At 39.6% G+C, this 21,709-nt stretch carries 15 protein-coding genes and 1 other annotated feature; of the genes, 5 read left to right on the top strand and 10 right to left on the bottom strand.

What is annotated here, in order from left to right:
* Positions 1 to 83: 83 nt before the first annotated feature.
* The 7 genes from nspC to leuS all read right to left on the bottom strand — a co-directional run bounded on the left by nspC (position 84) and on the right by leuS (position 10,695).
* The gene (gene nspC / locus MHH70_RS17995) at positions 84 to 1,211 is read right to left on the bottom strand and encodes a carboxynorspermidine decarboxylase (protein ID WP_066164282.1); all 1,128 of its coding nucleotides are present in this window, start codon (positions 1,209 to 1,211) and stop codon (positions 84 to 86) included.
* Positions 1,212 to 1,213: 2 nt separating this feature from the next.
* The gene (locus tag MHH70_RS17990; RefSeq protein WP_066161837.1) at positions 1,214 to 2,413 is read right to left on the bottom strand and encodes a saccharopine dehydrogenase family protein; all 1,200 of its coding nucleotides are present in this window, start codon (positions 2,411 to 2,413) and stop codon (positions 1,214 to 1,216) included.
* Between the two features lies 1 nt (position 2,414).
* The gene (speE, locus tag MHH70_RS17985) at positions 2,415 to 3,281 is read right to left on the bottom strand and encodes a polyamine aminopropyltransferase (protein WP_342472142.1); all 867 of its coding nucleotides are present in this window, start codon (positions 3,279 to 3,281) and stop codon (positions 2,415 to 2,417) included.
* A 1-nt stretch (position 3,282) separates the two neighbouring features.
* A complete protein-coding gene (locus tag MHH70_RS17980; RefSeq protein ID WP_342472141.1) occupies positions 3,283 to 4,743 on the bottom strand; it encodes an aminotransferase class I/II-fold pyridoxal phosphate-dependent enzyme in 1,461 nt (486 codons plus the stop codon).
* 743 nt (positions 4,744 to 5,486) lie between these two features.
* Entirely contained in the window at positions 5,487 to 6,536 is a 1,050-nt protein-coding gene (locus MHH70_RS17975; protein WP_342472140.1) for a sorbosone dehydrogenase family protein, read from the bottom strand.
* Positions 6,537 to 6,889: 353 nt separating this feature from the next.
* A complete protein-coding gene (locus MHH70_RS17970) occupies positions 6,890 to 8,074 on the bottom strand; it encodes a class I SAM-dependent rRNA methyltransferase (protein WP_342472139.1) in 1,185 nt (394 codons plus the stop codon).
* 206 nt (positions 8,075 to 8,280) lie between these two features.
* Positions 8,281 to 10,695, bottom strand: coding sequence for a leucine--tRNA ligase (leuS, locus tag MHH70_RS17965; protein WP_342472138.1), 2,415 nt, complete (start codon positions 10,693 to 10,695; stop codon positions 8,281 to 8,283).
* Between the two features lie 98 nt (positions 10,696 to 10,793).
* Positions 10,794 to 11,009: a binding site (T-box leader), on the bottom strand.
* Between the two features lie 258 nt (positions 11,010 to 11,267).
* On the opposite strand from leuS, the gene MHH70_RS17960 reads away from it, so the two are divergent.
* Positions 11,268 to 11,831, top strand: coding sequence for a transposase (locus tag MHH70_RS17960; protein WP_066161815.1), 564 nt, complete (start codon positions 11,268 to 11,270; stop codon positions 11,829 to 11,831).
* Between the two features lie 267 nt (positions 11,832 to 12,098).
* Here the strand turns inward: MHH70_RS17960 and MHH70_RS17955 are convergent, their stop codons facing one another.
* On the bottom strand, positions 12,099 to 13,271 hold the full coding sequence (locus tag MHH70_RS17955) for an MFS transporter (protein WP_342472137.1): 1,173 nt from the start codon (positions 13,269 to 13,271) through the stop codon (positions 12,099 to 12,101).
* Positions 13,272 to 13,430: 159 nt separating this feature from the next.
* Here MHH70_RS17955 and MHH70_RS17950 point away from each other — a divergent pair, with 159 nt between their 5' ends.
* Positions 13,431 to 14,405: a TIGR01212 family radical SAM protein gene (locus tag MHH70_RS17950; protein ID WP_107943022.1), complete on the top strand. Its 975-nt coding sequence runs from the start codon at positions 13,431 to 13,433 to the stop codon at positions 14,403 to 14,405.
* Complete coding sequence (locus MHH70_RS17945; RefSeq protein WP_066161808.1) at positions 14,402 to 14,971, top strand: class I SAM-dependent methyltransferase; 570 nt, start codon at positions 14,402 to 14,404, stop codon at positions 14,969 to 14,971. Before MHH70_RS17950 ends, MHH70_RS17945 begins: the two co-directional genes overlap by 4 nt.
* 600 nt (positions 14,972 to 15,571) lie before the next feature.
* Here the strand turns inward: MHH70_RS17945 and MHH70_RS17940 are convergent.
* Together MHH70_RS17940 and MHH70_RS17935 are read right to left on the bottom strand one after the other, a co-directional pair.
* Positions 15,572 to 16,600: a cytochrome d ubiquinol oxidase subunit II gene (locus tag MHH70_RS17940; RefSeq protein ID WP_107943023.1), complete on the bottom strand. Its 1,029-nt coding sequence runs from the start codon at positions 16,598 to 16,600 to the stop codon at positions 15,572 to 15,574.
* Positions 16,591 to 17,928 (bottom strand): cytochrome ubiquinol oxidase subunit I, encoded by a 1,338-nt coding sequence (locus MHH70_RS17935; RefSeq protein WP_235616037.1) that lies wholly within the window; start codon positions 17,926 to 17,928, stop codon positions 16,591 to 16,593. The genes MHH70_RS17940 and MHH70_RS17935 overlap by 10 nt, the downstream gene beginning before the upstream one ends.
* A gap of 240 nt (positions 17,929 to 18,168) precedes the next feature.
* Between MHH70_RS17935 and cydD the strand changes: the two genes are divergently transcribed.
* Both cydD and cydC read left to right on the top strand, forming a co-directional pair.
* Entirely contained in the window at positions 18,169 to 19,788 is a 1,620-nt protein-coding gene (gene cydD, locus MHH70_RS17930) for a thiol reductant ABC exporter subunit CydD (protein ID WP_066161797.1), read from the top strand.
* Between the two features lie 5 nt (positions 19,789 to 19,793).
* Complete coding sequence (gene cydC, locus MHH70_RS17925) at positions 19,794 to 21,443, top strand: thiol reductant ABC exporter subunit CydC (protein ID WP_342472136.1); 1,650 nt, start codon at positions 19,794 to 19,796, stop codon at positions 21,441 to 21,443.
* The last annotated feature ends 266 nt before the right edge of the window (positions 21,444 to 21,709 follow it).

The following is a 21,709-nucleotide window of genomic DNA, read 5'->3' as shown; positions in this document are numbered from 1 at the left end:
GTCTAATGCTTGCATTCATCTTCACACCTATAGAGATGGGAGACTTCTACTAAAAGAAGTTAAAACTAAACTATATGCTAGGATTAGGATAAGCGTCCTTTAAAATCTTCATAGCTAAATTGCTTTTGAATGCGACACTCGCCATTCGCATCTTGAATAACAATCGCAGGTAAAGCCATCCCATTAAATGTATTGTTTTTTACCATGGAGTAAATCGCCATATCTTCAAATACGAGACGATCTCCTACAGCTAACGGCTGGTCGAATGAATAATCACCAATCACATCGCCTGCTAAACAAGTCGGGCCTCCTAAGCGGTAAGCATGTGGCTTTTCGCCTACTTTGCCCGAGTTTTGAAGTGGGGGTCGGTAAGGCATTTCAAGCACATCTGGCATATGACAGGATGCTGATGTATCTAAAATCGCTAGCTCCATGCCATTTTCCAATGTTTCTAAGACAGTCGTAACTAAATAACCCGCTCTGTAGGCAATTGCCTCACCTGGCTCTAAATAAACCTCTAGCCCATATTTATCCTGCATTCGTTTAATACAAGACTCTAATAGTGGAATGTTATAATCTTCACGCGTAATATGGTGCCCTCCACCAAAATTAATCCATTTCATCTGCGGTAGCCATTGTCCAAACTTTTCTTCTACTGCATCAAGTGTCACTGCCAATGCATCGGAATCTTGCTCGCATAATGTATGGAAGTGGATGCCGTCAATTTGCCCCAATAACTCGGGCTTGAAATGCTTTAAGGTAACACCAAAACGACAGCCACGAGCACAAGGGTCATAAATTTCAGGTCCTTCCTGCGTAGAGCATTCAGGATTAATACGCAAGCCGACGCTTTTGCCAGCTGCGCGTACTTTCGCTCCGAATTTCTCCACTTGCGCAAAGGAATTGAAAACGATATGGTCGCATAGCTCGATAATTTCGTCGATTTCATCCTCGCGATATGCTGGAGAAAAAACATGGTTTTCCTTCCCCATTTCCTCTCGACCAAGCTTAGCCTCATACAAACCGCTTGACGCAGTACCGTTTAAATATTTACCGATTAACGGATACAGTGAAAACATCGAAAATGCCTTTTGTGCCAAAATAATTTTACAGCCTGTTCGCTCCATAACCCCATGTAAAATTTTCAAGTTATTTTCAATTAACACTTCATCTACAACGTAGCTTGGTGTTGGTACTTGTTCAAACTTCATCATTAGTCAACTAACTCCGGATTGAAGCTTTCTTTCCAAGGTAAGCCCCATTTATTTAATGCATCCATGAATGGGTCTGGATTGAATTCCTCTACATTATATACACCTGGCTTGTTCCATTCGCCATTGACAACGAGCATTGCACCAATCATCGCAGGCACGCCTGTTGTGTAAGAAACTGCCTGTGAACCAACCTCTGCATAACAAGCTTCATGGTCACAAATATTGTATACGTAGTAAGTTTTATCTTGTCCGTCTTTTTTACCACGGAAAATACAGCCGATATTTGTTTTTCCTTTTGTACGTGGACCAAGTGATGCTGGGTCTGGTAATACTGCTTTTAAAAATTGTAATGGAATAATTTCTTTACCTTCAAACATAATTGGCTCGATTGAAGTCATGCCAACGTTTTCTAAGCATTTTAAATGCGTTAAATAGCTTTGGCCAAATGTCATGAAGAAGCGGATTTGCTTTAAGCCAGGTACGTTTTTCGCTAATGATTCCAGCTCTTCATGGTATAGCAAGTACATATCCTTTTCGCCAACTTCTTCAAAATTATAAACACGTTTAATTTCCATTGGCTGTGTTTCAATCCACTCGCCCTCTTTCCAGTAACGACCATTCGCAGATACTTCACGAATATTAATTTCTGGATTAAAGTTTGTTGCGAATGGATAGCCATGGTCACCACCATTGCAGTCTAAAATATCGATATATTCGATTTCATCAAAATGATGCTTTAAAGCATGTGCTGTAAATACACCTGTTACTCCTGGGTCGAAGCCTGAGCCTAAAAGTGCCGTAATACCAGCTTCTTTAAAGCGATCATGGTAAGCCCATTGCCATTTATATTCAAATTTCGCTGTGTCCTCTGGCTCATAGTTTGCTGTATCCATATAATGTGTTTTTGTTGCTAAGCATGCGTCCATAATCGTTAAATCTTGATATGGTAATGCAAGGTTCATCACAATATCAGGCTTTACCTCGTTAATTAACGCGATAAGCTCCTCTACATTGTCTGCATCAACTTGTGCAGTTGTAATTATTGTACCTTTGCCATCTAATTTTGCTTTTAATTCGTCACATTTTGCTTTTGTACGACTAGCGATACAAATTTCCTCGAATACCTCGCTATTTTGTACACATTTGTGTACTGCTACAGATGCCACGCCACCTGCTCCGATAATTAATGCCTTTGCCATTTTACTCGTCTCCTTTGTTTTCAACTTCTGTTAATAATTTTTGTACGTAATTCGGTAAATAGAATGCGCCTTTATGCAGATTCGAATTATAATATTTCGTTGCAATATTATTGGCCTTCCAAACGCTTGAACTCATATCCTTTACCGGATGATATTTTTTAGATGCAAAACCAAATAACCAGTGCCCTGATGGATATGTCGGGATGTGTGCCTGATACACACGACTAATTGGGAAGCATTCAATAATACGTTGATGCGCGCGCTGCATTGCAGCAACATCCTCATCATAAAACGGGCTTTCATGCTGATTAACCATAATGCCATCTTCTTTTAATGCTTTATAACAGCTCCCATAAAACTCTCGTGTAAATAGGCCTTCGCCTGGTCCAAATGGATCTGTCGAATCAACAATAATAATATCGTATTCATTTTCACAAAACCGAACATATTTTAAGCCATCCTCAATATGAATGTGGACACGCGGGTCATCAAACTTGCTTGCTGTTTGTGGCAAATATTTTTTTGCCGCCTCAATGACCATTTCGTCGATTTCGACTAAGTCAATATGCTCAATAGCTTGATATTGTACAAGCTCACGTACAACACCACCGTCACCCGCTCCGATAATTAACACCTTTTTAGGATTCGGATGCACAGCCATCGGAACATGCGTAATCATCTCGTGATAAATAAATTCGTCCTTCTCTGTCAACATCATAAAGCCATCTAGTGTAAGAAAGCGTCCGAATTCCTTCGATTCAAACACATCGATGCGCTGAAATTCACTTTGCGCGCTATATAGCTGTTTATCTACTTTTATCGACAGTCTTACATTCGGTGTATGGCTTTCGCTAAACCATAAATCCATCCTACCGCACCTCCGTTAACACGTTGAGTCGTGCAATTTCCAAATCCTCTGGACCGATAATTGTACAGTCCTTGTCTTTCGCATATTCAATATATTCGACAATTTCCTGGGTAATTTTTTCACCCGGTGCTAAAATCGGAATGCCTGGCGGGTAACACATGACAAACTCACTACAAACGCGTCCAACCGTTTCACGTAGAGGCAAAAGCTCCTTTTCTGCATAAAACGCATATTGCGGCGTTGTAATTACTTGCGGATCGATATATTCTTGCGTAATAAGCCCTGCCTTATCTGTTTTGTAGCGACGGCGAATTTCAGCTAATGCGCTAACAAGTCGCTCAATGTCTCGCTCTCTGTCCCCTACAGAAACATATGCTAAAATATTGCCAATATCGCCAAACTCGATTTGAATATCGTATTCATCCCTTAAAATATCGTATACTTCAATCCCTGCTAGACCAATATCCAATGTATGAACCGATAACTTTGTTGCATCAAAATCGTAAATGCTATCGCCATTTATTAGCTCGCTTGAATACGCATAATAATCACCAATTTTGTTAATTTCCTCGCGTGCATATTGCGACAGCTTCATCACATGCTCAAAAATCTCCTTGCCATTTAACGCTAAATTACGACGTGATAAATCTAAACTTGATAATAATAAATAAGAGCCGCTTGTCGTTTGCGTTAAATTGACAATTTGCCGTGCATAGCCAACGTTGATTTTAGGACCCATTAATAAAAATGAGCTTTGCGTTAAGCTACCACCAGATTTATGCATACTTACCGCTGCCATATCAGCACCAGCTGCCATCGCCGTAATTGGCATGTTTTCACCAAAATAAAAATGTGTGCCATGCGCTTCGTCAACGAGCACTAACATTTCATGGTCATGCGCCAGTTTGACGATGCCCTGTAAATCAGAGCAAATGCCATAGTATGTTGGATTATTCACTAAAATTGCTTTAGCATCCGGATTTTCTTTAATCGCTTTTTCTACTTGAGAAATTTTCATTCCTAGTGCAATTCCCAGCTTGTAATCCATATCTGGATTAACATAAACCGGCTCAGCTCCACATACAACAAGCGCATTAATAACGCTGCGGTGTACGTTACGTGGCAAAATAATTTTATCACCGCGCTTACACGCTGTTAAAATCATCGATTGCACTGCTGAAGTTGTGCCATTCACCATGAAAAAGGCATTAGCTGCCCCGAATGCTTGTGCTGCTAGCTCCTCTGCATCTTTAATAACAGATACAGGATGGCATAAATTATCTAGCGGCTTCATCGAATTGACATCGACACTGACACATTGCTCTCCTAAAAAAGCTGTTAGTTCAGGGTTGCCGCGTCCACGTTTATGCCCCGGCACATCGAATGGTACGATGCGTTTACTTTTAAATTGTTGTAGTGCATCGTAAATTGGTGCATCGTGCTGTGACAATCGTGTACTCATCCTTTTCCCCCCTAAATTCAGTGCTTATCCGTTCAAAAGAAAAAAGCAAGTGAACGGTATACGCACCATCTCACTTGCTTTTGTATGTATTGTTTATGAAAAGTCCCTTTGTAAAAAAACCCATTTCTACGGCGCAAAATAAACCCGTAGCAGTGCTAAGAGGAAAGTCTTTTCAATATTCATACATAACCGAATAGGTTTTTTTAGAGTCTATATAGCAAATAATTACTTTTACTACTCTTATTGACCGTTTCACAAGTTGATGTGCATTTCTACACTGGTTGTAAAGTAACCAACTTATAAAATTTGAGCTTCTAACTCAATCAATAAAGCAACTTGACGTTGCCAGTCGGCAGTTGACCCGGCTGTCCGTATGGCCTTAACTTTCCTCAGCAAATGAAGCTTACCGAAAGTGGTCAAAAAGTATTTGCTGGAAAGACTCTTTTTTGAATATTTGCTTTCCAATTTAACAACTCGTTCAGTTTAACAATGCATGTTTTATTTGTCAATTACATTCAGCATATTTTTTTGCGGAAAGCGAAAGAAATTTCTTTCCCCATTATGCGATTATAGTTATATCAAGCTTTCAAACAATTGTTACAGTTTGATTGCAGGTGGGGAATTTTTGTATCTGACACTTAAAAAAACATGTACTCCTACGGTTACTCATCGTAAAATATCACTGCGGAAAATCAGAGAATTCATTTAATTCGTTGACAAAATAATCGTATAAACAGTAGACCTTAATTGGAGAGAATGATTTTATATAATTTATCATCATACTTCTGTGGATTACCACGACCATCTGTATTATTGCTAATAAAATACAACACACCATCTTCAATATATACATCGCGAATTCTGCCGAGTCCTGTTACAACTTCCTCGTATTGCTTTGCTTCAATGTCAAATGCTAAAATGGCTGTGCCTCGTAATGCTGCCACATATAATTTACCATCATAAAAATCCATTCCGGAGGGTGCCCAAGTTGTCTCCGTTCCTGAGGTAAACTGTGGGGAATGCATCCCTTGCTGTGTTTCATTTCCTTCAATTAGTGGCCAGCCATAGTTTTGACCTGCTTGTATTTGATTAATTTCATCATTTTTAGCGCTACCATGCTCACTCGCGTATAGTGTAGCATCTGGCAACCAGCTAAGACCTTGCGCATTGCGATGACCATAACTATAAATATAGGAATTAGGAAATGGATTATCCTTTGGAATCGAGCCATCCAAATTTACTCTTAAAATTTTACCTCCTAATGATTGGAGATTTTGAGCTAAGCTTGCTTCCGATGCGTCACCCGCTGTTGCATATAGCTTTTGGTCTGGCCCAATTTTTAGACGTCCCCCATGATGATATGTCCCACTTGGTATTTGATCAATAAGCAAGTCTTTTTCATACCAAATATTATCCTCTAAATAAAGCGTTATAATGCGATTAAACTGCGCTACTTTATCAACATATGTGTAATAGGCATAGGCTAATTTTGAATCCTGAAAATCAGGTGCAAGCACAAAGCCTAATAAACCTGCCTCTGCTACTGTTGCTAGCTCTTTCTCAAGTACAACTTGCTGTCGTTCCATTTTTCCATTTTCAATTTTAACAATGCTTCCCGCACGTTCCGTTAGATAAAAAGTATTTTCTATTTTTGCGATTGCCCAGGGTGCTCGTAAATTTTCTGCAGCCACTTGCTGTACCTCGTTTTGTTGCTTATTGAACACAAACGATTGCGGCTCATCTATAGAGCATCCTGCGAGTAGTAGAATGCTTAATAAATATAAATATTTCATCCATTCCCCCCTAGTTAGCAAAATATACATCTATAACGCCTCGATGCAATTGGATACCACCTAAAAAATCAATAGAAACACAGAATAAAATACTTTTTTTATAGCTTTCCAGCTCTTTCACGTTATTGTACCAAGATTTCTTCGAGCTGTTTGGTCGAGGTGAATCTAAAACAAGTCTATATGAAACTTTAACAACACTTTATCTCATCGCTTCCCTTTTACTTAAGATAAACACGGCTGAAGCCAATGTCTCTCCTCTTTTCAAAGTTGGATTTCTCCATTTTCATAAGTAAACATCTTATCATAAAACAAAAACAAAGATGTTCTTAAAGCTAGCTAAGGACTCCCTACCCTTAAAGCACTTGAATAACAACGACTTTTAAATAATTAAATTCTGGGTAATTATGTGGCACTTGAAAATCTTCCGGTAGCTGGTGCTGCTCTAAAATTTTATAGCGCTTGTTTGAATCTTTAAAGGCCTTATCAATGAAGGTTTTGAACTTTTTCATATTGAAGCTAGCATTATTTGTCGAGGCAATAATTACACCATTTGGCGCTGTAATTGTTAGTGCATCTCTCAGCAATTTTGGATAATCTTTCGCCGTGCTAAATGTCATTTTTTTCGTGCGTGCAAAGCTCGGTGGGTCTAATATGACAACATCAAACGTTAATTGATGACGGGCCGCATAGCTAAAGTAATCAAAAACATTCATCACTTTAATATCCTGCGCCTCGTAGTCAATCGCATTGACACTAAATTGCTCAATTGTTTTTGGCAAGCTACGTTTCGCTAAATCGACGCTCGTTGTTTTTGTTGCACCGCCAAGTGCTGCAGCCACCGAAAATGCACCTGTATAAGAAAATGTATTGAGCACTGTTTTTCCTGCTGCATACGAATCGCGCAGGACTTTACGCACATTACGTTGATCGAGGAATATACCCGTCATCGCCCCATCATTCAAATCTACCGCATAATGCATGCCATTCTCTTGAATAATAATTGGAAACTCGCCCTCTTCCCCTGACACATAGTCATCCTGCTCCACATATTGCCCGTTCACATTAAAGCGTTTCTTCTCATAAACACCGCGTGCATTTACCACTTCCATTAGTGCCGCATACACATCCTCGCGGAACGTATAAATTCCCTCGCTATACCAGCTCACCATATAAAAACCATTGAAGAAATCAATCGTTAAACCGCCGATGCCATCCCCTTCCCCGTTAAAAATGCGGAAAGCTGTTGTGTCATCTGCCTCAAAAAAGCTCGTTCGACATGTCACAGCCTCATGAATTCTCTTCGCAAAAAAAGCACGGTCAATTTGTTCATTTGCGTTACGTGTTAGCACCCAACCAACGCCCTTATTTTGCACACCATAATAGCCTGTTGCAATATATTGTCCCTTGTTGTCTACTAATTTCACAAGTGTTCCTTCTATGATTGAGGCATCCTCATTTTCTACAGCATCTTTTAAAATTAATGGATAGCCATTTTTTAATTCTTTTACATAATTTTCTTTAATCAATAATGTTGTCATGTCGTCATCCTTTGTCTTTGGCATTTCTTCTATTATACATTAAGGGCATCTCAAAAGCGTGCTATAGCTGCTATTGGATTTCTTTTAAAATGTGATAAACACTGAATTTTGCGGCTTTTCTCTAAGGTTAAATTGAGTAATGAAAACAAACTTTCGTTACATTAAAAGGAGGAGCTATCTTTTTCGACAGCTCCCCCTTCTTTCCACTACTTCACTACAATATTAACTAATTTACCCGGGATAACAACTACTTTTATTACGTCTTTGCCCACAATAAATTCTTTTACTTTTTCATCTGCTAATGCAGTAGCTTCCAAGTCTTCCTTCGAAATATCTTTAGCAACTTTAATTTTTGCACGTACTTTTCCTAGCACTTGCACAACGATTTCTACTTCATCTTCTACCAGCTTTGATGGGTCGAATGTTGGCCATGCTGAGTACGTAATTGTTTCAGTATGACCGAATTTTTGCCATAGCTCCTCTGCAATATGACGAGCAACTGGTGATAGCATTTGTACAAAGCCTTCAGCATATTCTTTCGGCACTGAATCTACTTTATAACATTCGTTAATAAATACCATCATTTGTGAAATCGCCGTATTGTAGCGTATTGCTTCAAAGTCTTCTGTCACTTTTTTCACTGTTTGATGATAAGCAAGCTCTAGTTTACCATCATTTGTGTCAACGATTTTGCTACTCACAGCACCGTTATCATCAATGAATAGACGCCAAATGCGGTCTAAGAAGCGACGTGCACCATCTAAGCCATTTGTCGACCATGCTTTGGATGCTTCAAGTGGCCCCATAAACATTTCATAAAGGCGAAGCGTATCCGCACCATGTGATGCCACAATATCATCTGGGTTGATTACATTACCTTTCGATTTAGACATTTTTTCGTTGTTTTCGCCTAAAATCATTCCTTGGTTAAATAGCTTTTTGAAAGGCTCCTTCGTATGCACGACACCGATATCGTATAGCACTTTGTGCCAGAAACGCGCGTATAGCAGATGCAGTACCGCATGCTCTGCTCCACCAACATAAATATCAACAGGTAGCCAGCGCTTTGCTAGCTCTGGGTCGATAATCATTTCATCATTGTCCGGGTCGATATAGCGTAAATAGTACCAGCAGCTACCCGCCCATTGCGGCATCGTATTTGTTTCACGACGACCTTTTTTACCTGTTACTGGGTCTACTACATTTACCCATTCGTCAATATTCGCTAATGGTGATTCACCTGTACCACTTGGACGAATATCATTTGTTTTTGGAAGCATTAGAGGCAGCTCTTCCTGTGGAACAGTTGTCATTGTACCATCTTCCCAATGAATTACAGGAATTGGCTCGCCCCAATAGCGTTGACGTGAGAATAACCAGTCGCGTAGACGGTAAGAAATTTTCTTCTCACCAACACCCTTTTCCTCTAGCCAAGCAATAGCTTTTGTAATACCTTCTTCCTTATTTAAGCCGTTTAAAAAATCTGAGTTAATATGCTCACCGTCACCAATAAATGCTTCTTTCGAAATATCACCGCCTGCAAGCACCTCTTTAATTTCTAGGCCGAATTCTTTCGCAAACTCATAGTCGCGTTCATCATGAGCAGGTACTGCCATAATTGCACCTGTACCGTATGTTGCAAGTACATAATCAGCAATCCATACAGGAATTTTTGCACCGTTAATTGGATTTACTGCATAAGCACCTGTGAATACACCTGTTTTTTCCTTTGCTAAGTCTGTACGCTCAAGGTCTGATTTTGTTTTTACTTTATCAAGATAAGCGTCCACTTGCGCACGCTGTTCAGCTGTTGTAATTTCAGCAACTAGCTTATGCTCTGGTGCTAATACTGCATATGTTGCACCAAATAGCGTATCTGGGCGCGTTGTGAAAACGTCAAATGAGTGCTCTGTACCATCGATTGTAAATGTGACCTCCGCACCTTCTGAGCGACCAATCCAATTGCGCTGCATTTCCTTTAAGCTTTCTGGCCAATCAAGCTCATCTAAATCCTCTAATAGACGGTCTGCATATTCCGTAATGCGTAGAATCCATTGACGCATTGGGCGACGTTCTACCGGATGCCCGCCGCGCTCGGATTTACCATCGATTACTTCCTCATTCGCTAGTACCGTTCCAAGTGCTGGACACCAGTTTACAGGTACTTCATCTACATACGCTAAACCACGATTGAATAATTGGATAAAAATCCATTGCGTCCATTTATAATATTTAGGGTCTGTCGTATTAATTTCGCGGTCCCAGTCGTAAGAAAAGCCTAAATCATTCATTTGACGCTTAAATGTCGCAATATTTTTCGCCGTAAACTCTGCAGGATCATTTCCTGTATCGAGTGCATATTGCTCAGCAGGTAACCCGAAAGCATCCCAGCCCATCGGATGTAGCACATTATAGCCTTGCATGCGCTTAAACGAGCTTAAAATATCCGTCGCGATATAGCCAAGTGGATGTCCTACATGCAAGCCTGCCCCTGATGGGTACGGAAACATATCTAATGCAAAAAACTTTGGTTTACTGTTGTCATTCACCGTTTTAAATGTTTTGTTATCTGCCCAATACTTTTGCCATTTCTTATCAATTTCTTGATGATTAAAACTCATATTACTCCTCCTCAAAATCATAGTATCGACTTGTTTTCCACCGTTCAAACTGAAGTGACAGAATTTTTAGAAAAATAAAAAACTCGCCCCATTCCGTAGAAAGGGACGAGAGTAAATTTGACTCCCGCGGTACCACCCAAATTAGTGACACTGCACTCAGCTCCAGCTTCTTAACGCGAAAACACGGCTTCTAGTTAATCTTTTTCACTAAAAGCAACTCAAAGGCGAGTTCAATTTGTTCACTTGCTAGCTCACACCAGCCGCTAGCTCTCTAAAAAGTGTCGAAATTTACTATTCCTTGTCATAGTCGTTGTATATAATGCCTTCATTCTAATGGAATTAGCTAGAAAGCACAAGCCTTTTTTAAAGTGCCTGGCACGCAAACAATTTTCACACAATTCACCAAAAAAAATTTTTGGTGTTTATTTATTATCCAAACTTAAAATTTCATCTATTTTTTATAATCAATTTTCCTATTTGCGACATTTTATATAAAGTTTATTGCCTAGTGTGATTTGACAATATCTTTAGCTCTTTTTAAACTTAATAACAATATAAAAAGGAGGTTTGTTATGGCTAGAAAACATCGCCTTTGGTCACCATACCATTATTTCCATATAGTTATGCGCGGAAATAATCGGCAAACAATTTTTTTACATCACACAGACTACCAAGCTTTTTTTCGCATTGTGGAGTACACCTACCAAAAGTATCAATTTTCAATTATTGCATTTTGTATTATGCCAAACCATTATCACCTATTGCTCCATTCCCCTTTTGTTCCTCATAGCAAAATTATGGCGATGATTAATAGGCGCTACAGTGATTATTTTAAAAAGAAATATGACTACAGTGGTCACCTATACGAAAAAAGATTTTTTTCAGATTTAGTCCCCTCTCCCCTAGATATCATTGTTGTAAGTCGTTATATCCACCGCAATCCGATTAATACAACCATTCCTTTAGTAGAAACCTTAGCCTTTTATCCCTACAGTTCTTATTATTACTACTACACTAAAGCACCGACACCATTCAACTTCTTACACCAAGATTCACTTATCACCTATCTTTCCCATACAAAATATCCAACCCTTGACCTCTATTTAACCTATTGCGAAGATGATTATGATTTATAGCCAAAATCAATCGTGCCCTAGCGTAACTGAGTCTAGACTTTTTGAACTTGCTCAAAGATCCCTCTTCAAAAATGTGATATCCGCTTGAGGCTTTGCCTAACATAATGTTGGTCATTTAACCATTACTCACACATATTGGGGTGTTCCTATACTGCATTCCTTTTTGTCAGCAGGTGTTAGGTCATTTGCCGAAAGAAGTGAATTAATGTATGCAAAAAAGCTAGTACCATTATTATTCGTGGTACTAGCTTTCTTTCTAAACTGTAGTTAGTTTTCTGAATTTTCCGTATTGTTTGCGTGCCAGGCACATGCGGGGATAATCGCTATGAGCAATAATACGACTAAACTCCACATCAACGTCTGCATATCGAATAAATCTACCATCAATCCTCCGAATAAAGGACCAATCATGCGACCAATTGTTGTGGCGCTATTAACAATACCTTGATAAAAGCCTTGTCGTCCCTTAGGTGCAAGGCGATTGGCAATGGTAGGAATTACAGGTGTGAAAAACACTTCTCCCAACGTTAAAATCACCATTGCCGTTGCAAACATTGTAAATTCTTCAGCTATTGCAACGATGCAGAAAGAAAATGACATAAGCACAAGTCCTAATACGAGCTGGTGCTTTAATTTCTTTTCCCACCGGCGAACGAGTGGGCGAATAATTGGTTGGAAGCCGACAACGAGCAAGCCATTAATTGTCCAAATCACACTGTACTGTGATAAAGACATGCCTAAGCCTTGTGTATAGGAAGAAATTGTGGCGCTCCATTGTGAATAAGACATCCAGCATAACACTAATGCCAAGCATAAAGTTAATAATGCATAAAGCCCTGCTCTGGACTCTTTGTTCCCTCTTTCAGCAATCACATTTTTCGGAGCCATGCTCTTCGTATCAAATCGCTTATATGTTAGCACAACGAGCGTAAAAAAGATGAAATACGTAAAGAAATTCGCTTTGAATACATATTCAAAATTAACATCTGCGATAAAGCCTGCCAATGCTGGACCGACAGCTACACCAACATTATTTGATAAAAACAATGTGTTAAAGGCTTTACGTCCTCCTTCTGGCCATGCAGCACCGATTAATGCATACATCGCAGGGAAAACAACACCACCACTGAAGCCAATAATTGTTAAAAGAATGACATACGGCCACCAATCATGCCAGAACACAAGTAGCCCTAACGTAACGATATTCAAGGTGACACCAATGACAATGGTTTTAAAGCCACCAATTTTATCAAAGAAATAGCCGCCTAATAGATTACCGATAACTGCTGCTAATGAGTTCAACATTAAAACAATTCCTGCGATCGTCAATGTTTTTCCAAGATGATGATGAATATATATACTATTTAATGGCCATAAAAAGGAGCTCCCTACTGTATTAAGAAACATCCCTATGACCAAATACCACACTTGTTTCGGCACATTCTCTCCTCCTTTATTTTCAGCTAGCAATTGCACTCTATCATGAAATTCCCTTATTAATTATTCAATATCCGAAATAACAGTCTATGCCTATTTTGCAAAACTTACAAGAAAAATATTTTTCTGCATGTTAAATGATAAAATTGCGTGTTACAATCAATGGTTAGAGGAGTGACTATAGTGGTAATAAACCAATTTCCTTTCCCTTCTGACGGGAAGCGTTACTATACATGGAATCGCTATTTACGTAATGAATTCGGACAAAAAGTTTATAAAGTAGCTCTAGATGCAGGCTTCGATTGCCCAAACCGTGACGGTACGGTTGCCTTTGGCGGCTGTACATTCTGTTCTGCGGCAGGTAGTGGCGATTTTGCAGGTAATAAAGTGGACCCAATTGCTGTACAATTCGAAAAAATTAAAGCAAAAATGCAGCATAAATGGAAAGATGGCTTAACGATGGCTTATTTTCAAGCATACACGAATACCCACGCACCTTTAGATATTTTAAAGGAAAAATTTGAAGCGGCACTTGCTTGTGAAGGTGTGATGGGAATAAGTATTGCGACACGCCCTGATTGCTTACCAGACGATGTGGTTGAGTATTTAGCTGAATTAAATGAACGCACTTATTTATGGGTAGAGCTTGGCCTGCAAACAGTGCATGAAAAAACAGCACATTTAATTAACCGCGCACATGACTACGCGACATATGTGGAAGGTGTAGAAAAGCTACGCCGTCATAATATCCGCATCGTTACACATATTATTAACGGCTTACCGCTAGAAACCTACGATATGATGATGGAAACAGCGCGAGAGGTTGCAAAACTTGATGTGCAAGGTATTAAAATCCATTTGCTACATCTATTAAAAGGCACACCTTTAGTAAAGCAATACGAAAAAGGGCTTCTACAATTGATGGAGCAAGATGATTATATTCAGCTTGTTGTCAATCAGCTTGAAATACTTCCGCCTAACATGATAGTCCATCGCATTACAGGAGATGGCCCAATTGATTTAATGGTCGGCCCGATGTGGAGCGTTAATAAATGGAGTGTCTTAAACGGAATTGATGCGGAGTTAGAACGCCGCAACACTTGGCAAAGTAAGTTTTATAAGGTGGACGAAAAATGAAATTACAACGAGTATTACAATATGCACACAGCCTTTTAGCAGATGTGATTCAAGAAGGTGATATCGCGGTAGATGCAACGGCTGGCAATGGGCATGATACATTATTTTTAGCTAACTTAGTTGGAGATGACGGCTATGTGTATGCATTCGATGTGCAAAAAGAGGCAGTGGATGCAACATTACATCTTCTTTTGGATAATGCCTTAGAGCATCGTGCCCTTGTACTAAAGGACGGTCATGAAAACATCGCAAAATATGTCACAAAGCCTGTAGCAGGAGCCATTTTTAATTTAGGCTATTTACCAGGGAGCGACCATTCTATTATCACGAAACCAAACACTACGATTGCAGCACTGCAATCTCTTTTACAGCTATTAAAAATAGGCGGTATCATCGTCCTCGTGATTTACCATGGACATGAGGGTGGGGCTGAGGAACGTGATGAGGTGCTGCGTTACGTTAGCAGCTTACCTCAAAAATATGTACATGTGCTACGCTATGAATTTTTAAATCAGCAAAACACCCCTCCGTTTGTTATTGCCTTGGAGAAAATGAAGGATATGTAACTTCCGTCATCAAATAAAGCCCTAAAACACATGAAAGAGGCTGTCTTAAAAGTCCAATTTGTTGTGACGACGCATTCATCGCTTCCCTTTTACTGAAGGGTAACACCGCTAAAGCCAGTGTTCGTCACACTTTCAAAAGAGATTTTCTCTATTTATATGAGTTAACACTTTTGTAAAACGTCATCTCTACTGTCCAAAAAGCCAGCTATGCACGGCTTTTTGGACAGCCCTAGCTTCTATAATCAATTACTCCTTGGCTGAACACGTTGTTCTTAGATTGAGCCCTTTTAAATTTAGCGAGCGTCTCTAAACACCTGCTAAATTAACTGCAATTTCCTCGCCCGGAGATTTTTATACCTTCCATCTTGCTTTCAGTACAAAAGTAATGTACTGAAAATAGTTGATTATTCACTAAAAAAAATGTGCTTTTCTTAGTAATAACTATGACTTATCACTATCCTCAGTGCCTTCATGCCCTTTTATTTATTCCTCATCCACCCAGCTTGCGCGTGTTGCTACAAAAAAGGCGGCTATTACTGATAAAACAACGACGAGAAATGGGGCAACAAATATTAAAAAATCATTCACGATTTCACCCTCCTATACATGGTGGTCAGACTTACCTGACACATATTCCTTATTAAATACAAATAAGCGAAATACTAAGTAAAGTGACGGTAATAATAAAGCAAGTCCCGCTATAAATACAATGACTAATGCAATAGCCATCGCCTCGTTGGTAAAGCTATCATAAATTGTTAAATGTGGATATAGCAAGTACGGATAGTGCGAAACACCATAAGCAAAAAATGCCAATGCAAACTGGACAATGAGTAAAGTTAATGCCCAATTATAGTGCTTGCGCTTATATATGAAATAAACAGTTCCCATAAAGAGCAAGCCTGACAAGGCAAAGAGCCACCAAACATCTAGCATATTTTCATAATGCCAATTGTTTAATTGGCGCATTTCAATAATAATGCCGAACGCACTAATAATTAGCGGCCCTGCCCAAATAAGTACATATTTCCTCATAATTTCCGTTGCATCACGCTCTCCTGCCTTGTTAGCATACCAAGTTAAAAAGACAGCGGAAATATATAATACTGCCACAACGGAAAGCACGACGATTGACCAAGATAATGGGCTAGCTAACAATGCGCCATAGTCGAGCTTCGGATGCCCGCTATCCATATTGACAAAGCCGCCTTCTGAAATTGTTAAAACGACTGAAAAAGCGGCGGGAATAAATAGCCCTGCAACGCCATATGCAAGCGCATAGCCTTTATGTCCGCTAACACCGCTATAAGCTTCAAATGCATAATAGCTTCCTCGAATTGCCAACAAAATTAAAGCAATTGATGCAGGTACAATTAATACCGTTCCATAATAATAGGCTGTTTGCGGAAAAAAACCGACGACACCGACAAAGAAAAACACTAGAAATACATTGGTAATTTCCCAAACAGGTGATAAATAGCGCTTAATAATTTTCGTCAATGTTTGATGGTTTCCTCTAACCAAGCTATAAGCATTGAAAAAGCCTGCACCAAAATCAATGGAAGCAACAATGACATAGCCAAACAAGAAGAGCCATAACACAGATATGCCTAATATTTCTAATGCCATGAGCTTTCACCATCCTGTCTTGAATTTAATTCCTTTTCAATCGGATTACGTTTAAACATTCGCTGTAAAATAACGATACTGCCAACACCTAAAATAAAGTACACAACGGCAAAGGCGATAAATAAATATTCTACACCTGTCGCGGATGTTGCTCCTTCTGATGTGCGCATAATACCGTATAAAATCCATGGCTGACGGCCCATTTCCGCAAGCCACCAACCAGCTTCAATAGCAACAATCGAGAGTGGACCACCTAAAACGATAAGCCATCTAAACCATCTCGCCTCGACCCAAGACCAGCGTCTCCATTTCCCTAGCACGAAAGCAGCGGATAATAAAATCATAAAGATGCCAATGGACACCATAATATCAAAGAAATAATGTATGATAAGTGGCGGATGCTCATCTTTTGGGAATTGATCAAGCCCAATTACTTCTGCATTAAAATCAGTATGTGATAAAAAGCTTAGCATTTTCGGCAGGCGGAATTCATATTTCACTTCTCCATTATCAAGTACACCGAATAAAATTAAATCAGCGCCTTCCTCCGTTTCAAAATGCCATTCTGCGGCAGCAAGCTTTTCCGGCTGATATTCCGCTAAATATTTTGCTGAAAAATCGCCAACAACTGCTGAAGCAAGCGCAAATATTAAACCGAGCTTCATCGTAAAAACAAGCGCTTTTTTATGATAAATATGATTTTCCCCACGCAATAATCGATAAGCTGCAATTGCTGCCAAAATAAAAGCAACCGTCATATAGCTTGTCGTTAAAACATGGCCAATTTTTGTTGGCATCGCTGGCGTAAACATCGCCATAAAGGGCTGAATATCAATAAGCGCATCACCTTTTACTGTGAAGCCCTGTGGCGCATTCATAAAAGCGTTAACAATCGTAATAAAAACAGCCGACATGGAAGCACCGATACCTACTGGAATAAGCAACAGCATATGATATTTCGGATTTTTAAAGCGATCCCAAGTATATAAGTAAATACCAAGGAAAATTGCTTCAAAGAAGAATGCAAATGTTTCCATAAATAGTGGTAATGCAATTACTTGCCCTGCCAGCTCCATAAATTGTGGCCATAGCAAGGACAGCTGTAAACCGATAATTGTCCCTGTCACTACTCCTACTGCAACGGTAATAGTAAAACCACGCGCCCAGCGTCTTGCCATCATCGTATAATGAATATCATTTTTCTTATAGCCGACATATTGGGCGATTAAAATCATTAACGGCACACCTACACCAATCGTCGCAAAAATAATATGGAACGACAGTGTCAGCTCAGTTAAAGCCCTACTCCAAAAAACAGTTGAGTCCACCTTCTTCACTCCCTTAGTCATATTTCAACGAATACTTACTTAACTTGCCTTCATCGTAGCATTAAATATTACGGTAATCTATTTTCGTAGCTTCGTACAAACGTCTATTCACATAATCGACATACAGAATTTTGTCACAAAGTGTGTAAAACGGTTCATGGCTTGAGTGTAATCCTTTTCAAAAATGACAAATTTATTATACCTTTACAATATAGATATCAAGAAGCGAGGTGTGTATCGATGGTCTGGTTAAAGCAGCTTGCAGTTTCAGAAAAAAAATACTTGCTACTGTTTGTACTATATAGTGCCATGCTTGCTGTGACGATTATTGGACAAGCATATAGCATTGTGAAAATTGTTGATAGCGTCTTTATTCAAAAATCATCATTTGAAGCTATTTTGCCATTTGCAGCGCTTTTAGCACTTGCCATCTGTACAAGACTTGCTACACAGGCAGCTTTACAGCTTAGCGCAAATCTCTATGCAGGCCGTGTAAAAACAAAGGTACGTCAGCAACTAATAGCACATTGGTCTACACCATCTGCCAAGCCTACCGGTGAAAAAATTGCTATTTTGCAGCATACTGTTCAAGAATTACATGGCTATTACGCACATTACATTCCACAATTCATTAAAACCTTGACGCTACCAGCAAGCATTATTATCACCTTATTTTTCGTGCATCCGACAAGTGCCATTATTATGCTAATTACTGCTCCTTTTATTCCTTTAACATATATTTTAGTGGGTATTCAAACAAAGGCAAAATCTGAGCAGCAGCTAACGAAAATGAATCGCTTCTCTAGCACATTTTTGGAAATGCTTTACGGCTTACAAACATTAAAACTATTTGGTAAAGCACGTGAGCAGGAGCAAAAACTCAATGAACATAACAAGCAATTTACGGAAGCAACTCTCACTGTCTTGAAAATCGCCTTTGCCTCTACCCTTTTTATCGAGCTTATTACGACGCTTGGTATCGGCTTAGTAGCGTTAGAAATTGGCTTTCGCATGATTGTTTTTCAAACGCTTACTTTTGCACCAGCCTTTTTTGTTTTAACATTAGCTCCTGAATATTATCAATCCTTAAAGGAGCTTGGAGCCGCCTTTCACACAGGGAGAGGCAGCCTAGCCGCAGCAGAAATTTTACAAGATACGTTGAAAACACCAAAGCGAGAGCCTATTTGGGGGACAGCACATTTTGCCGAACCTCCCTCTCTCGCTTTAAAAAATGCTTCAATCCAATATCAACAGCAAGAAATTGGGCCCATTACAATGCATATTCCTGCAAAGCAAACCGTTGCTATCATCGGACCATCTGGTCATGGCAAAACAACCATTTTGCATATGCTAGCAGCGTTAATCAAGCCTGACGCAGGGCAACTATTTATAGATGAAAAAGAACAATCTACTATAGAAGAAACAAAATGGCGAGAAAGAATGATGCTCGTATCGCAAAAGCCCTATTTATTTGCCGCAACGTTACGTGAAAACTTGCAAATGGGGGCAAATTATTCAGATGAGCAATTGCTTGAAGCTTTACAGCAAGTAGAGCTCACAGCATGGTTCGGTCAGTTAGAGAATGGGCTTGAGACGAAAATTGGGGAAGGCGGTCTTGGTTTATCCGGCGGAGAGCAGCAGCGTGTTGCTTTAGCAAGGGCTTGGTTAAAAAAGCCGTCCGTTCTGTTGTTAGACGAGCCCACTGCCGCGCTCGACGTTCAAACAGCAGAGGCTGTTCATCAGCTTATTCAGCAATTTCACCATCGCAGTACCGTCGTTATTGTCGCACATCGCTACGAAAGCATCGCACATGCTGATATGATTTATGAAGTAATTAATGGGCAACTGAAAAAGGGGTGAAAAACATGTGGAAAATGATTTTAAGTGAAAAAAGGGATTTTTTATTAGCACTTTTAGCTGGAACGATTAGTGGCTTAACAGCCGTTGCCCTATTTGCACAAAGCGGCTTTTTAATTTCAAAGGCAGCGCTGCTACCGCCGTTTTATATTATTTTAATTTTAACAGCCTTTTTAAAGCTATTCGGTGTTGCTAAATCGGTTAGCAAATATGCAGAGCGCTATATTTCACATCGCGTGACGTTTTCCTTGCTTGAAAAAGTGCGACTACGCTTCTTTCAAAGCTTGCAACCACATGCGCACTCCCTTCTTTCTAGCTACCGCGGTGGCGATTTATTAACACGCATGACCAAAGATGTTGACACATTACAGCAATTTTTTTTACGCGTCGCTTATCCACCACTCGTTGCATTACTTGTTTTCTTTGGCACAATGCTTGTGACCATTTGGTTTTCTGTTTGGATTACATTGCTATTATTCATTAGCATGATTCTTTGCACTGTGATTTTGCCGATGCTTTGGCAAAACCGACAGCAATCGACTAGCCAGCAGCAGTATACAGAAAGCTTAACGGAATATTTTTACGGCTTAACCGACTTAACTGTTGCGGGCAAACGACCTGCTACGGAGCAAAATTTGCAGAAGCTAAGCATTCTGTTTGAGGAAGATTTGCAAAATGAAGAAAAAATTGCATTAAGGGCACAGCTCGTCAACCAAGCGATTGCGCTCTTGACCGCCTTTACTGTCGTAGTTCTTGGCGCTTATTTTGTTGTCAATGGCTCCTTAGACGGGCTTTACTTAGCGATGCTGCTACTAATCGCTTTAACTGTTTTTGAAGTAGCGATTCCACTCGGCACTGTTCCAATGCATAAAGCAAAATCAGCACAAGCCTATGAACGTTTGGTAGCATTTGAGACAGCCCCATTATCAGTACAACCTTTACAGAAGGGTGATTTTCAAACATTGCAGGCCATGAACATTAGCTATCGCTATCCAAATAGTGATTTTCAAGCATTGCGCAATGTATCATTTACGATAAAGCAGGGCGAAAAAATCGCCATAGTTGGTCCAAGCGGTGCTGGCAAATCAACACTTTTCCAATTGCTTATTCATAATTTACAGCCGAATGCTGGAGAAATTTTATGGAATGGACAATCGACCGCCAAAATTCAACACGAAGAACTTTGGCAAAAACTAGGAATTATGCTTCAGCACAATCATTTTTTTAGCGGTACAATAAAGGATAATTTATTAAGTGAACAAAGTAATATGCGCATGCAGCAGCTACTAAATAAATTGCAATTACCATTTGCATTGGAGCAAGAAGTTTTAGAGCAAGCGCGTAATTTATCAGGTGGGGAACAGCAGCGTTTAGCACTTGCTCGTATCCTGCTACGTGATGTACCTGTCTATTTATTAGATGAACCATTTGCCCATCTTGATGCAAATTTAACAAACCTTTGCACTGATTTATTATTAGCATTACCTCAAACGGTTATTTGCATTACGCATAAGCTAAATGAGCTCGAACATTTTGACCGAATTTTCGTTATTTATGAGCACCAACTTGTAGAGTTTGGTCATTACGATGATTTAATCAAAAAGCAAGGGATTTTTTATAAGATGAGAAATTTAGAGCGTCCAAACGCCGTAGAGTAGCCGCCATTTGGACGCTGTTGTTCTGCTGTTTAGATAAAATATTTACTTATGAAAATAGCAAAAGCCATCTTTGAAAACATGGAGAAATGCTGGGGTTAGCGGTGTTTTTCTTATATGAAAGAGCAAACTTCCTTTTAAGGTGTGTCACTAAGGGGATGCGTTTTTTATTAGGTACATACTATTGATTGTAGCCGAAGGGGCGACTAAGGTCGCGACATCCTGTGGTAACACCTCCATGACCAGCATCGTGTTGGCCTCGTGCGGAA

Source organism: Metasolibacillus sp. FSL H7-0170 (genome assembly GCF_038593115.1).
Taxonomy (GTDB): Bacteria; Bacillota; Bacilli; order Bacillales_A; family Planococcaceae; genus Metasolibacillus; species Metasolibacillus fluoroglycofenilyticus.
This window is presented reverse-complemented; position numbering and strand designations above follow the sequence as displayed.